Raw genomic sequence first — 13,260 nt, forward strand, 5'->3', positions numbered from 1 at the left:
CATCTTGAGTTAAGTTTACTTAGTCTCGGTATATTTTTGTTAGGTCTTTATAGTGATCAATTCGTCGGTCACGTAGGAACGGCCAGATACGTCTTACGTTTTCTGAGCGTTTTTGATCAATTTCAACCACTAAAATTTGCTCATCAGTATTATTAGCCTCAGCTAATAATTCACCTTGTGGGCCTGCAATGAACGAATTCCCCCAAAACGCAATACCATCGCTTTGCGCACTTGGGTCACTTTCATGACCTACGCGGTTACAGCTAATTACCGGTACACCATTGGCAACAGCATGGGCACGCTGACTAATAACCCACGCATCTTTTTGACGAGTTTGCTCAGCAATGTCGTCGTTAGGATCCCAACCAATAGCGGTTGGGTAAATTAACACTTCAGCGCCTGCCATTGCCATTAAGCGGGCAGCTTCAGGAAACCATTGATCCCAACATACTAGCACGCCTAATTTACCCACCGAGGTTTGAATAGGCTCAAAACCGATATCACCAGGGGTAAAGTAGAATTTTTCGTAAAAACCTGGATCATCAGGAATATGCATTTTGCGGTATTTACCCGCAATACTGCCATCTTGTTCTAATACAACCGCGGTGTTGTGATAAAGGCCCGTAGCGCGTTTTTCAAATAAAGAGGCCACAATAACAATGCTTAGCTCTTTAGCAAGCTCACCTAAGGCATTACTGCTAGGGCCTGGAATGGTTTCGGCTAAATCAAATACGTCAACATTTTCGGTTTGGCAAAAATAGAGGCTTCGGTGTAGCTCTTGAAGTACAACCAGTTTTGCACCTTTTTGAGCGGCTTCACGAATGGCACTCATTGATTTTGCCATATTGTGCTGAGCGTTATCGGTATTGCTTTGTTGCACTAACGCAACGGTTAATTTTGCAGGGCTTGTCATTGTGCTGCTCCAGCTAAAAATCCACGAGGTAATTGCATTGTAATACAGTGCAGGCTGCCAAATTGTTCAATTATTGGTTGGCAATTAACGCCAATAATAGTGTGTTGTGGGTATGCTTTTTGAACTTGTGCAAGAGCACGTTCATCATTGGCATCATTATACGTTGGCACAAGCACAGCATTATTAATAATTAAGTAGTTAGCATAGGTAGCCGGTAAGCGTGTTTGCTCATCGTCATAAGCGGCTTTTGGCCACGGTAACTCAATTAAGTTATATGGGGTGTTATCGGCAGTTTTAAAGGTTTTTAGTTGTTTTTCCATTGCATCAAGTGCGCTAAAGTGCTCATCAGTTTTATCGTCACACTGCACATATACAAGGGTATTATTTGGAGCAAAGCGCACTAAGGTATCAATGTGGCTGTCGGTGTCATCACCGGCTAAATAGCCATGATCAACCCATAAAAAATGTGTTGCGCCCAAGTGCTCTTTTAAAAGTACTTCTATGTCAGCAGGGTTTAAATCTGGGTTACGGTTTTTGTTAAGCAAACATTCGCTGGTTGTTAGCAACACACCATGCTCGTTTATTTCAATACCGCCACCTTCAAGTACCATATCGAGCGCTTGATATTGGTTGTTTATGCTACTTAGCTCTTTTACCAAAGTACGATTAATTTGATTGTCTAATGCGCTTTCAAATTTATTGCCCCAACCATTAAAAGTAAAATCATATACTTTTAGTTGTTCTGGTGAATCAATAGCGGCGCAAGTAAGCGGACCATGATCGCGCGCCCAGGTATCGTTGGTAGGCGTTACTACAAAATGAACACGATTAAGAGAGATGTTAGCGCTATTTAGCAATGCTGTAATATGCATTTTTAAGGCACTGTTATGCGCCACAATAACAAGCTGTTGCTGCGTTGTTATATGCTTAGCAAGCTCAATATATACAGGTTCTACACGTGCTAAATTATCAGCCCAATCTGTGTCTTTATGAGGCCATGTAAGCATAACAGCGTCTTGCTCGGCCCATTCTGGTAAAAGTCTAAAGTTCATGAATTTTATATACTAATTAAGATGACGCTAGTTTAGCATTTTACATAAAGATGTCAGCTAATTATCACTGTTTAGGTCGGCTTGGTTTTGATCAAGTTCTTGACGTTTTTTAAGTTGGCGGGTTTGAGCATGTAAACTTGCTCTAACAATAAGTTCTTGGTCAGTGGTTCTAATTGCGGTAAAGAGCATGGTGTATTGGTAATGTTCGCTATCTTGTTTTTCTACTGCCACAACTTCGGTGTAACAATAAACCGCAGAGGCTTCGTGGTGCAAAAACAGTTTTGTTCTAAATGCTTGGCCAATTGAATGTACTTCGGGTGATGTAAAGCGAATACCGCCACCGCCGTAGCTATCACATTGAATTGCATTATCTTGCGCTTGTTCTGAGGCCAAAATATGGCTCATTATTAAATCTATTTTACGTGACTGCGCTTGTAAAAATGTAGCTAGCTCTTGTGCTATATCGCCTAGGTTACGTAGTGGTCGTAACGAGCTTTGCTCAAGTTCACTTACTTCATTTGCTAATCTAAATAGTGGGGGGATATCGTCTTCTAGCTCAAGCTGCGATTTAGGAACTTGTCCGTTCGATACGGCGAATAAATTCACTCTTATACTTTCATTAATTTGAAAGTACTGCTCAAACTCACCTAATCTTTCACTATTCATTATGTTCTCCACCACGTATTTATTTAATAGTAGCGTTGTGAGTACTAAATTGCTAGCAGATAAAGTAACTCATAGCGGGCTAAATGCTTTGTTTACATTCAATTTTTTAACATGTTTTTTATGAAAATAAATACACTAAAATTCTAAATTATTAGGGTTAGGTATAAAAAAGCGGCCAATGTCATCCTAACATTGACCGCTTGGGTATTGATTCATCAGCGCATACTTATTTAAGTAGAGCGGCTAATTCATGTAAATCTTTCACAACGTGATCTGGTTTTTTAGCTAATGGGTAAAGTGCTTTACCTGGGCGTGCAATGAAAGTGGTTTGTAAGCCTGCTTCTTTTGCGCCAGCAACATCCCAGCCATGGGCTGCAACCATCATAGCTTCATTTGGTGCTACATTTAGCTTTTTAAGTACCCATTCATAAGCACGTAAGTCTGGTTTGTAAATTTTAATATCTTCAATGCTGTAACGTGCATCAAAGTAAGACATTAAACCAGCGCTTTCAAACTGTGCCTTTACACCTTTGTTTGAAGAATTTGTAAGGCTTACTAACTTATAGCCCTGAGCTCTAAGTTTTGCCAGTCCTTCTTTAACATCGCTGTGTGGAGGAAGCGTTAAAAGAGGCGTAACAATAGCTGTTTTAGCTTGTTCACTAGTAATATCAATATTGTTATTTTGAGCAACCATAAGAAGTGATGCCACCCCAATTTGCCCAAAGTCGTGATAACTACCGCTTACTGTATCTACTAATGAATGGTGCAGCATAGTCGAAAACCAAAGTGGTAATAAATCTTCACGCCCGCCTAGTGCTTTACCAATAGAGGTACGCATTGACGTTAAATCAAGTAGGGTTTCGTTTACATCAAAAATAAGCACTTTGGGCTTTACTTGTTCTTTTGGTTCATCAGCGACTGCATAACCAGATACAAGGCTTGTGCCAACAAGTAGTGAAAGAGTAAGTGTTTTTAACGATTTTAAAATAGACATTAGTTATTCTCCGATTCAAGTGCTGCCATAACATCAGTAGGTTCTGCGCGTAGGGTGTAGTCTTCGTTTAAAAATGCGTATGTAATAATACCTTCTTGGTTTATCACATAAGTAGCCGGTAGCGGCAATTTAAAGCTTTTATCGCCGTAGTAGTGTTCAAAATCAATACCAAATTGTGTGTATAACGCTTGAATACGCTCATCGAGTGTAAACAATAAACCAAATTGCTCAGCTACTTTATTACTAACATCTGAAAGCACATCAAACTCAAGGTCGTTTTTTTGTGCAGTTGAGAGAGTTTCATCAGGCAGTTGTGGTGATATTGCGACTAACTGAGCATTTTGAGTTTTAAATTGCGGTAAGTAGTCATTAAGTGCTTTTAGCTCTAAATTACAATATGGGCACCAGCCACCACGATAAAAGCTAATAATTACCGGGCCTTTTTTTAATAAATCCGCAAGCTCAATGTTTTCGCCGTTATGGTTGGCTAGGCTGAAGTTTTCTACCTTTTGACCAATTTGCAACGCATTGTCTTTAATATGCTGTGCAATAAGCTCTTCGTTTGTAGTGTTCATTAATGCTAAAACGTCAGCCGGTAACTTGGCATCTTTTTGTACGTTATAGGCATCTATTTGCGCTTTTAAACTCATGATTGAACCTCAATAATTAGACTATTTGCAATTATAGTGTTTTACATATTTAAATAAACATTGCAAAACTGAAAGCTTCATTCGAAAATGTTAAACATTGAAAAGTGCACAATGGCATCTTTATGTATAATTTAAGCGACCTAGAAACATTTATAGCAGTAGTTGAAAATAAAGGGGTGCTTGCTGCTGCGCGCGAGCAGCGTTTATCGCCTGCAACGGTAAGCCATCGCTTAAGTAAATTAGAACGTGAGCTTGCAACAGTACTTGTTTTTAGAGATAGCCGACGAGTACGGTTATCTCCCGCAGGTGAAATATTTTATACGCGAGTTGGCGCTATAATGGAGGCGCTGCACGACGCTGAGCATAGTATTGGTGCGCGTAGTTCATCTGTGAGTGGTTTATTACGCGTGACTATGCCCCCTTGGATTTTTTCAAAATACGTAATGCCAAGACTTAATGAGTTAGAGCAGGCCTATCCTGAACTAAAACTTGATTTTTTAATTACTGATCATTTTGTAAATGTGGTTGATGACGCACAAGATGTGGCAATTCGTGTAGGACAATTAAATGATTCCGGTTTACTGTCACGAAAAATAGTAAACAACAAACGTATACTTTGCGCAGCTCCTAGCTACATAAAAAAATATGGCATGCCTAAAAGCTTAGCTCAATTGAGCGAACACTATTGGGTTTGCCTGCCGTGGCAGCGCCAATTAAAGCTTTTTGATGAACAAGGTAAAACACATACTTTTAATGCAAGAACACGCTTTACTATTTCTAATTCCGACAATATGACTCAAGCAGCCATTGCAGGTCATGGCATTGCAATTAAATCAATGATAGCTATTCATGAAGATATTAAAAATGGCATTTTAGTTGAAGTTATGCCCGGTGTAATGGCACAAGATGATGCACCAGTTTGGTTTTTGCGTCCGCAAAATAGCTTAACTACCCGCAAAACCGATGTATTTTATGACTTTATGAAATCACTATTTTTGAGCTGCGAATAAGCGTTTAAATGAGCGTTTTACTCCAGTTAAAAACAAATAACCAGTAAGCTCGGCAAGTAAGGCAACTATAATAGCTGCAACAATGGCGGCTATAATAGAATCTTTTTTTAAAATGATTTGACCTTCAAAGCGTTGCCACACTTGTTGCTTTACATCGCTCATGCCACTGATCATAGTAAAAATATATGGAGATTGCGCAAACCTATTTACAGCGATTTGTAAGTCTTGTTGTCGTGTGTAAAGTGTACTGATATTACTTGCACCTTTATTCACAATCCCATCATCAATATTTTTATAGTGTTTAATTAGCTTATTTAAATCATTATTAAAATACTTAGCTGCATCGCTTTTAAAAGGCGCAATGGCATTATTAGCTTCAATTAATTGGGCTGATAATGCTTGGCCAAAATCGCTTACAAATGCAGGAATTTGCACTCCAAGTAGTAAACCGAATGCAAAGAAACTAAGTCGGATATAATCTAAAAATTTACTCATTTATCTTCCTATCCATTTAAATAACCCAGAATTAACATTTGAGCTTGTTTTTATATCAAAAACTCGTAACCTGTCGGTAATAAAAATAACAACAGGTGGATGTTAAGGATGACGAAAAAAGTAAAATTCACGTCAACATTTGTTGATATATCTAAACAGCTCAAACGTTTTGTATCGCGCATTGTTCAACCCGACGATGTAGAAGATATTGTGCAAGAAACCTTTGTAAAAAGCTACGAAGCTGATTTAAAGCAAGATATACAGTTTACCCGCAGTTACATGCTTAAAACAGCAAAACACTTAGCACTTAACCATATAGCTAAGTGGGACAACAAATTTAATGATTCGTTAGAAAACGATAACGAATTACCGGTATTACTCAAATCAATGAAGCTTGAGGATGAATACACATCTAAAGAGCGCTTTTTACTTTTTTGTAGAGCTACTGAGCAACTAAGCTCATCGATTCGTAAATGCTTTATATTAAAAAAAGTTTACGGCATGAGCCAAAAAGAGATCGCAGACCAAATGCAGTTAAGCCAAAGCACTGTTGAAAAACACATTGCCAAAGGGTTGTTACAAACCATGTCGTACATGCGTGAACATGAGCAAAGCCCTCAAACAAACCCTAAAGCTCAAGCACACCCTATCTCAGTTAAGAGGGTCGCAGAATGAGTAATGTTCATCAATTTAATTCAAAAGATTTAATTTTAGAAAAGTCATGTGATTGGATAAGCGCGATTGATCGTGGTTTAACTGATGATGAAAAAGAGCAATTTAAATTATGGATGATGCAAAGCATCGCCCATCAAGACTCTATATACGAGCTTGCTCAGCTTTGGGATGAGCTTTCGGTATTAAATGAATTAAGTCATTTATTTCCTCAGCGTAACAATACTAAAGCATCAAAAAATAAGTGGATGTTTTCTTACTCAATTGCAGCGAGTTTATTTGCAGCACTAATGGTATGCAGCTACTTATTAATTAATTTAGAAAATGGCTATAACCAAGAGCTTGCAAAAGTTAATTACACTAAAATTTACAAAACAAAAGTAGGCGAGCAAGCAACGTATGTGTTGCCAGATGGCACCATAGTGCAGCTTAATACTAATAGCTTGCTAGAAGTTGCTTATAGCAAAGGCCGCAGGCAGTTATTACTTAGTCGTGGAGAAGGGCGTTTTAATGTAGCAAAAGATGCCACGCGTCCGTTTAGTGTTATGGCCGGCGACAAAAGCTTTACCGCACTCGGTACCGTGTTTAATGTACAGCGTAATACCTCATCAGATTTAGAGCTTGTTGTTACCGAAGGCAAAGTGATGATCACCGACCCTAGTGTAGCGGTTGATGCAAATGACTTTAAAGATTATCAGCTTGCAGATAACAGCACGCAAAAAATTCGTCAAATTAATGCCAATATTGTTACCTCAGGCGAAAAAGTAATTATAGAGCAGAGTGTTACAAAGCCAATTACCCAGCTTTCAATGAACGACGTACAACGCGATTTGGCATGGCAAAATGGCATGCTTATTTTTAATGGAGAAGAGCTAAGCGATGCTTTAAATGAAGTAAGTCGCTATACCGCGACACGTTTTGAGCTTTCATCAGCCGAGCTTGCCAGTATTAAAGTAGCTGGGGTATTTAAAGCGGGTGACGTTGAAGGTTTACTTGAGAGTTTACAAACTAATTTTTCGATTGATCATGAGCGTTTAGGTGAGCATGTAGTAACGCTAAAACACCATACAGAATCATAAGTAGACGTTATGCAAATCAAACTAATGTTAGATAAAGTTGCATCAATAAAGATTGAACGTAAAAAAAACATTAAAAAAAAGAAACAAAACCATAGAGGATTTTTGTTTGTCAGCTGTTTATATAAGTTGCGCAGTAACCAAACGCATTTATTGAGTGGATTTAGTGTGCTTGTACCGGCTATTTTTAGCTTGAGTGTGCAAGCAGCAACTCAAACCACTGGGCAAATGGTGCAATTTGATATAAAAGCGCAGCGAGCAGACAAAGCCTTAATTGAATATGCTAAACAAACAGAGCAAACCGTGGTGTTTTCTTATGAGTTGGCAAAGCAGTATGACGCAAATTCAGTTTATGGATTTTACACTCAGCTAGATGCTCTAGAGGCATTATTAGGTGGGACTGAGCTCGATGCGGTTGTTGATCAAAATGGTTTACTGAGTATAAAACTCAAACAAATCAACAGGAATGATAACAACATGATGAAGCTTTCAGCGGTCAGTGCAGCAGTATTACCAGCTTTACTTGCAGTAAATTCGCAAGGTGTAAACGCAGCAGAAGAAGTCGCTCAAGAAAAAATTGAAAAAATTGCTATTGTCGGTAGCCGTGTAGCAGGACGTTCAGTTGAAGATTTACCCGTTCCAGTAGATATCTTAAGTGCAGAAGCGCTTGAAAATACAGGCCAAACAGAAGTTGGTCGTATGCTACAGTCTATCGCCCCTTCATTTAACTTTTCAAGCTCTGCAATTAGTGACGGTACTGATGCTTTAAGACCTGCGACACTTCGCGGTTTGGGCCCCGATCAAACATTGGTTTTAATTAACGGCAAACGTCGTCACCAAGCAAGTATTATTCATATTAATGGCTCTGTTGGGCGTGGTACCGCAGGTACTGACATGAATGCAATTCCAGCCTCTGCAATTAAACGCATTGAAGTATTACGTGATGGCGCTGCTGCTCAGTATGGTTCTGATGCAATTGCAGGTGTTATTAATATTGTGCTTAAAGATGGTAGCGAAGGTGGCAAAGCGGCTATTAACTACGGTCAATATTCTGAAGGCGATGGCGAAACCATTAACCTTGATTTTAATAAAGGCTTTGCGCTAGGTGATGACGGTTATTTAAATACAACGATTAATTACCGTGACCGTGCACCGACTAACCGTGCAGGTTTACATGGCTCTTGTCAGTTTTATGGTTGTACAGAACTAAGTGACGGCACTTTACTTGCTGGCGATCCGCGTGAGCTGACAGCCGATCGTGATACATTCAGAATTGGTGATGCTGATTCTCAGCAGTTTGGTTTAACAATTAATACCGGTTACGAGTTAGGTGATGGCGAGCTTTACGGCTTTATTACTTACTCAACACGTGAAAATGAGTCGGCTGCATTTTTCCGTCATAATGCAAATGCAGGTGGTAACCCAGTACTACAAGATAATGATGCGACGATTCCGCTAGGTTTCTTACCAAAAATTAATACAACTATCGACGATATCTCGTACAACTTTGGTTATAAAACTGAGTTTGATAACGATGCAAGCCTTGATTTATCATACACCTATGGTGAAAACAGCATTGATTACACGACAAGTGACACTATCAATGCCTCATACGCTAACTTTTTACGTTATGACCAAGGTTTAAGTGCTGCTGATATTCGTACAACAATCCCACGTGAAGCGTACGCTTACGGCATGGAATTATCACTGCAAACAATCAATATTGATTTTACGCAAAACTTTGATGATTATTCTTTAGCAATGGGCGCTGAAATCCGTACTGACGAATATCGCATTTTAGAAGGTAATGAGTACGCATACCGCGATTACGATACAACCAACGGTGTAAGTATTTACAACGGCTTAAGTGGTGGTGTTGGTTCTGAAGATGCATCAGGTGGTTCACAAGGTTTTGGTGGTTCAGCTCCTGCGTCATCAGTTGATGAATCGCGTGATGTAATTTCATTTTACATAGATGCAGAAGCTTATGTGATTGAAGATGTAATTTTATCGGGTGCACTTCGCTACGATAACTACAAAGGCTTTGGTGATACAGTAAACTTTAAGCTTGCTGGTAACTGGTCTGTAACCGACGATATTTCACTACGTGGTGCATTAAGCTCAGGTTTTAGAGCGCCTTCTATGCAACAGCTTTACTTTAATAACGTAAGTACGCAATTTGTTGTTGGTACTAATGGTAATTTAGTTGCAGAAGAGGTTGGTACATTTAGAAATGATTCAACACTTGCGCAAAGCTTAGGTATTCCAAAGCTTAAAGAAGAAAAATCACAAAACCGTAGTTTAGGTATTGTATATAACGTTACAGATAATATTAATGTAACCGTTGATTACTACTCAATTGATATTGACGACCGTATTGTAATTAGTGACCGCTTAGGTAAAGGTTTATCTACAAGCCTTGATGCTGCACTAAATAGTGCGGGTGCTGGCGTAGGTCAGTTCTTCTTAAATGGTGCTGATACAGAAACTCGTGGTGTTGATTTTGTAGCAACGTGGAACACTGAAGGTTTAGGCGGCACGCTTGATTTTACACTTGCAGCTAACTTTACTAAAACAGATGTTGTATCGTTATTTTCGCCTGCTGGCTCAAGCCTTGAGACAGTAAACGTAGAAGATATATTTTCAGCTGAAGACATCTCTATTATTGAAGAGTGGCAACCAGAGGATCGTATTAACTTAAGTGCACTTTATCAACGTGATGATTGGACAGTTAACCTGTCACTTAATCGCTTTGGTGAGTACACAGTAGAAGATGGTGGTCGTCAAACGTATGGCGCAGAAATTTTAACTGACGTTAAAGTTAACTACTTCGTTACTGAAGATTTGTCGGTAAACATTGGTGCAAATAACTTGTTCGATGTTTACCCAGATAAAAATGAAATAGGTAACTCTCGCTCAGGTACTATTGTGGATGCTAGTGGCAACACAGTAATAAGTAGCTCAGGTGTGTTTGACTACTCACGTCGTTCGGCTCCATTTGGATTTAACGGTGCTTACTACTACGTAGGCGCAGAATACCGTTTTTAATTACTAACCTGAACGCAGTTAACGCTGACAATAGCTGCTAGAGATAGATTTATTAGCCAGAATTTAGGTTAAGTAACCTCCCTTTCGTTATTTAACTCAAAGGGCCGTAAGGCCCTTTTTTTGGTTTTATATTGGGCTGTTTTATTTAGAAATCAAACTTATTGAATAATCATCGTATTGCTTAATATTATTCATTACACTCATTAAAGTATTATGTGTACTGTTTTCGTCTGCGGTTATAAGTACCGAACTTATTTCATATTTAGCCGCGAACATCGCTAAATTAGTCGCAACTTGCTCTAAATCAATTAACCTCCCCGAAAAATATACTCCGTTACTTTCATCAATTCTAAATAAAGCATTTTTAACAGGCTTATCTATTTGAGGGCTGTCGAGTGGTCGGTTTAATTCAATAGCCACAGGTTTTACAAAAGATGTAGTTACAATAAAGAAAATTAGTAATATGAACACTATGTCTAACATCGGGGTCATATCTACATCAGCATTATTTTGCAGTTTAGTTAGGGCGTGTGAATCTTTGTGGATTGAAATTTGTTCAATCTAGGGGCGATTAAATCACGGCGCGATGTTTGTAACCTAGTGGGCTAAGTAAAAACCGAGCAACAAAGAGTTAATCGTCCCTAGAAAGAACCCAAAGGGCAGCGCATGTTTGGCCTTTATGCTGCGTTATCGCCTATTTATGGGGAATAACCACACTACATAGGCTCTGCCTTGCCTAAAAACCAAACATACTGATGCAAATTCAACCACCAGAGATCAACACGCCCTAGCTTACTTTTCATATTAGACCTTATTTTTAATTAAATGCTGCGGCGCCACAGCAAGGTTTTAGGTACCTACTAACAAAATTAGCACAGCAAAAATAAAGCGTGGTTAAATAAATATTCTAATAACATTAAATATTTGTATTCATTGTGTATTTAAAATGTGGCGAAATAAGGTGGTGTTTATACTAATTTGCTTATATATGGGGTCTATATGGCATCGTTATAGTGTGATTTAATTCGTTAAATTGCTTAAAGATTTATGCAGATTGGTTTTAGAGGCAATAAAAAACCCAGCGCTAGGCTGGGTTGTATTTATGCGTTATGTAAGCTTACTGCTTTTGCATACGGCTCATTTCTGCATGGCAGCTTTGCATTGTTAATAATGTTTTAGCCAGTGCAGCTTCGCAATCAGCCGGTTGTGGTTTATCCATAGCGGCTTTAATTTCTACAAGCGTTTTATCTTCTACTTCTTCAAGCTCTTTTACATACGTGCTGTCGTTATGTGAGGTGAATGTAGTAAGTAAGGCTGTGTATGCACGTCGTGCTTCAACTGCGAAAGATGAACCATCTTCGCGTTCGCCTTTTTCATTAATTGCATATGGCTGCAAGCGCTCAACACTCACTTTTCGGGCATCTATCATACGCTGAAAAAGTGCGCCAATAGCAGGGTCTTCAACTTTTTCCTGTGCTTTTTGATAAAAATCGATGCCGCTGTTCATAACTTGAATGATGTCAGTAATATGATTTACTTCTGATCCTTGATGGGTGTTCATAATGACCTCTTTTATTAAATGAATGTATAGTTCAACTTAATAAAAGCAATGTATGTTCCACGTTTTTATTTTTATGTAGTTGTTTGATTTTATTAGTTTAATTTTATTTCAGAAAGGGGCTAAGTTAATGAGGAAAGTATTAACTTAGCAATTTTTACATTATATTGTGTAATAAAGTTATTTTAGCTCTTCAGCTACTTCAGCTACTTTTTGGCGTAACCAGATATGGCTCGCATCGCGATGTAACAGTGGGCTCCAAATCATATCAAGCTCAAAAGGAGGAATTGGAAATGGTGGCTCTAAAATTTTAAGCCCCGGATCATCTAAGTATATATTTGCGGCTTTTGAAGGAAGGGTCGCAATCAAATTTTTCTCTTTAGCTAAATGAATCGCTACATGGTAGTTACGCGTAAAAGTGGCAATGTTACGATGTTTACCAAAGTGGGCAAGTGCTTCGTCAACCCAACCAAGTTTTTGCACATCTTTAGGGTCCATGCCCACGCCTACACCAAAACCTGTTTTACTCACCCATATATGGCGCGCTTTTAAGTAGCTGTCGAGGCTAAAGTTTTCAATAATAGGGTTGTCGGCCTTAACTAAGCAGCAAAAACTGTCTTTCCAAATACGTTTATGATGAAAAGACTGAGGTAAGTTTTCAAAACGGTTGATTGCCATATCTACTTTACCGTTTTCTACGTCATGAAAGGTTACATCACTTGGTGTGAGTATATCTAAAGTAGTATCGGGGGCTTCTTCGTGTAGTTTACTTAAGAGCTTTGGCGCTAACGTACTTGCAGCGTAATCACTGGCCATTATTCTAAATACACGTTTACTCTGGCTTGCCTCAAATTCTCTATTAGGTGCTAGGGTTTCTTCAAGCGTCATTAATATGCCACGAATAACGGGTTGTAACTCTAAAGCGCGCTCTGTCGGGACCATACCATCGCTGGTACGAACTAAAATAGGGTCGTTAAATAAGTTACGAAGACGTTTAAGGCCATTACTCATTGCGGGCTGCGTAATACTCAATTGATTAGCAGCGCGTGTTACATTGCATTCTCGAAGCAATGTATCGAGATAAACGAGTAAATTTAAATCTATTTTACTTATATTCATTGTGTGT

Annotated in this window: 13 protein-coding genes; 4 read left to right on the plus strand and 9 right to left on the minus strand. The window is 38.8% G+C overall.

Translation table 11 applies throughout. The annotated features are described in order from the left end of the window. Positions 1-19 precede the first annotated feature (19 nt). From I6E82_RS14970 to I6E82_RS14990, 5 genes are all read right to left on the minus strand, one after another. On the minus strand, positions 20-913 hold the full coding sequence (locus I6E82_RS14970; RefSeq protein ID WP_024608294.1) for a carbon-nitrogen hydrolase: 894 nt from the start codon (positions 911-913) through the stop codon (positions 20-22). Then, positions 910-1,965 carry an agmatine deiminase family protein gene (locus tag I6E82_RS14975; RefSeq protein ID WP_197118202.1) on the minus strand — a complete coding sequence of 352 codons (1,056 nt, stop codon included), beginning with the start codon at positions 1,963-1,965 and terminating at the stop codon, positions 910-912. The genes I6E82_RS14970 and I6E82_RS14975 overlap by 4 nt, the downstream gene beginning before the upstream one ends. A gap of 57 nt (positions 1,966-2,022) precedes the next feature. Beyond that, complete coding sequence (locus tag I6E82_RS14980; protein WP_007585675.1) at positions 2,023-2,631, minus strand: PilZ domain-containing protein; 609 nt, start codon at positions 2,629-2,631, stop codon at positions 2,023-2,025. Positions 2,632-2,857: 226 nt separating this feature from the next. After that, positions 2,858-3,625 (minus strand): haloacid dehalogenase type II, encoded by a 768-nt coding sequence (locus I6E82_RS14985; RefSeq protein ID WP_024590458.1) that lies wholly within the window; start codon positions 3,623-3,625, stop codon positions 2,858-2,860. Then, positions 3,625-4,275, minus strand: a complete 651-nt coding sequence (locus tag I6E82_RS14990) for a peroxiredoxin-like family protein (protein ID WP_197118203.1) — start codon at positions 4,273-4,275, stop codon at positions 3,625-3,627. Before I6E82_RS14990 ends, I6E82_RS14985 begins: the two co-directional genes overlap by 1 nt. 122 nt (positions 4,276-4,397) lie before the next feature. Between I6E82_RS14990 and I6E82_RS14995 the strand changes: the two genes are divergently transcribed. Further along, entirely contained in the window at positions 4,398-5,285 is an 888-nt protein-coding gene (locus tag I6E82_RS14995; RefSeq protein WP_007585683.1) for a LysR family transcriptional regulator, read from the plus strand. Here the strand turns inward: I6E82_RS14995 and I6E82_RS15000 are convergent. Continuing rightward, the gene (locus I6E82_RS15000; RefSeq protein WP_024590457.1) at positions 5,265-5,780 is read right to left on the minus strand and encodes a DUF2937 family protein; all 516 of its coding nucleotides are present in this window, start codon (positions 5,778-5,780) and stop codon (positions 5,265-5,267) included. The two genes, I6E82_RS14995 and I6E82_RS15000, sit on opposite strands and share 21 nt — an antisense overlap. A gap of 108 nt (positions 5,781-5,888) precedes the next feature. Here I6E82_RS15000 and I6E82_RS15005 point away from each other — a divergent pair, with 108 nt between their 5' ends. Genes I6E82_RS15005 through I6E82_RS15015 form a run of 3 tightly spaced genes read left to right on the plus strand, consistent with a single transcriptional unit; the run spans position 5,889 to position 10,576 of the window. Next, the gene (locus tag I6E82_RS15005) at positions 5,889-6,455 is read left to right on the plus strand and encodes an RNA polymerase sigma factor (RefSeq protein ID WP_007585687.1); all 567 of its coding nucleotides are present in this window, start codon (positions 5,889-5,891) and stop codon (positions 6,453-6,455) included. Next, positions 6,452-7,531 (plus strand): FecR family protein, encoded by a 1,080-nt coding sequence (locus I6E82_RS15010; protein WP_007585689.1) that lies wholly within the window; start codon positions 6,452-6,454, stop codon positions 7,529-7,531. The genes I6E82_RS15005 and I6E82_RS15010 overlap by 4 nt, the downstream gene beginning before the upstream one ends. Positions 7,532-7,540: 9 nt before the next feature. Then, on the plus strand, positions 7,541-10,576 hold the full coding sequence (locus I6E82_RS15015) for a TonB-dependent receptor plug domain-containing protein (protein WP_197118204.1): 3,036 nt from the start codon (positions 7,541-7,543) through the stop codon (positions 10,574-10,576). Positions 10,577-10,717: 141 nt separating this feature from the next. Here I6E82_RS15015 and I6E82_RS15020 read toward each other — a convergent pair whose 3' ends face one another. From I6E82_RS15020 to I6E82_RS15030, 3 genes are all read right to left on the minus strand, one after another. Then, on the minus strand, positions 10,718-11,068 hold the full coding sequence (locus I6E82_RS15020) for an ExbD/TolR family protein (protein ID WP_197118205.1): 351 nt from the start codon (positions 11,066-11,068) through the stop codon (positions 10,718-10,720). A gap of 625 nt (positions 11,069-11,693) precedes the next feature. After that, complete coding sequence (locus I6E82_RS15025; RefSeq protein ID WP_007585695.1) at positions 11,694-12,137, minus strand: ferritin-like domain-containing protein; 444 nt, start codon at positions 12,135-12,137, stop codon at positions 11,694-11,696. 177 nt (positions 12,138-12,314) lie between these two features. Next, on the minus strand, positions 12,315-13,253 hold the full coding sequence (locus I6E82_RS15030) for a LysR family transcriptional regulator (protein ID WP_002961484.1): 939 nt from the start codon (positions 13,251-13,253) through the stop codon (positions 12,315-12,317). Between the last annotated feature and the right edge of the window lie 7 nt (positions 13,254-13,260).

It is taken from the genome of Pseudoalteromonas sp. NZS11, from assembly GCF_015864765.1.
Lineage (GTDB): Bacteria > Pseudomonadota > Gammaproteobacteria > Enterobacterales > Alteromonadaceae > Pseudoalteromonas > Pseudoalteromonas arctica.

Coding starts and splice junctions, on each gene's coding strand:
- I6E82_RS14970 (WP_024608294.1), bottom strand. CDS start 913: ATGACAAGCCCTGCAAAATTAACCGTTGCGTTAGTGCAACAAAGCAAT.
- I6E82_RS14975 (WP_197118202.1), bottom strand. CDS start 1,965: ATGAACTTTAGACTTTTACCAGAATGGGCCGAGCAAGACGCTGTTATG.
- I6E82_RS14980 (WP_007585675.1), bottom strand. CDS start 2,631: ATGAATAGTGAAAGATTAGGTGAGTTTGAGCAGTACTTTCAAATTAAT.
- I6E82_RS14985 (WP_024590458.1), bottom strand. CDS start 3,625: ATGTCTATTTTAAAATCGTTAAAAACACTTACTCTTTCACTACTTGTT.
- I6E82_RS14990 (WP_197118203.1), bottom strand. CDS start 4,275: ATGAGTTTAAAAGCGCAAATAGATGCCTATAACGTACAAAAAGATGCC.
- I6E82_RS14995 (WP_007585683.1), top strand. CDS start 4,398: ATGTATAATTTAAGCGACCTAGAAACATTTATAGCAGTAGTTGAAAAT.
- I6E82_RS15000 (WP_024590457.1), bottom strand. CDS start 5,780: ATGAGTAAATTTTTAGATTATATCCGACTTAGTTTCTTTGCATTCGGT.
- I6E82_RS15005 (WP_007585687.1), top strand. CDS start 5,889: ATGACGAAAAAAGTAAAATTCACGTCAACATTTGTTGATATATCTAAA.
- I6E82_RS15010 (WP_007585689.1), top strand. CDS start 6,452: ATGAGTAATGTTCATCAATTTAATTCAAAAGATTTAATTTTAGAAAAG.
- I6E82_RS15015 (WP_197118204.1), top strand. CDS start 7,541: ATGCAAATCAAACTAATGTTAGATAAAGTTGCATCAATAAAGATTGAA.
- I6E82_RS15020 (WP_197118205.1), bottom strand. CDS start 11,068: ATGACCCCGATGTTAGACATAGTGTTCATATTACTAATTTTCTTTATT.
- I6E82_RS15025 (WP_007585695.1), bottom strand. CDS start 12,137: ATGAACACCCATCAAGGATCAGAAGTAAATCATATTACTGACATCATT.
- I6E82_RS15030 (WP_002961484.1), bottom strand. CDS start 13,253: ATGAATATAAGTAAAATAGATTTAAATTTACTCGTTTATCTCGATACA.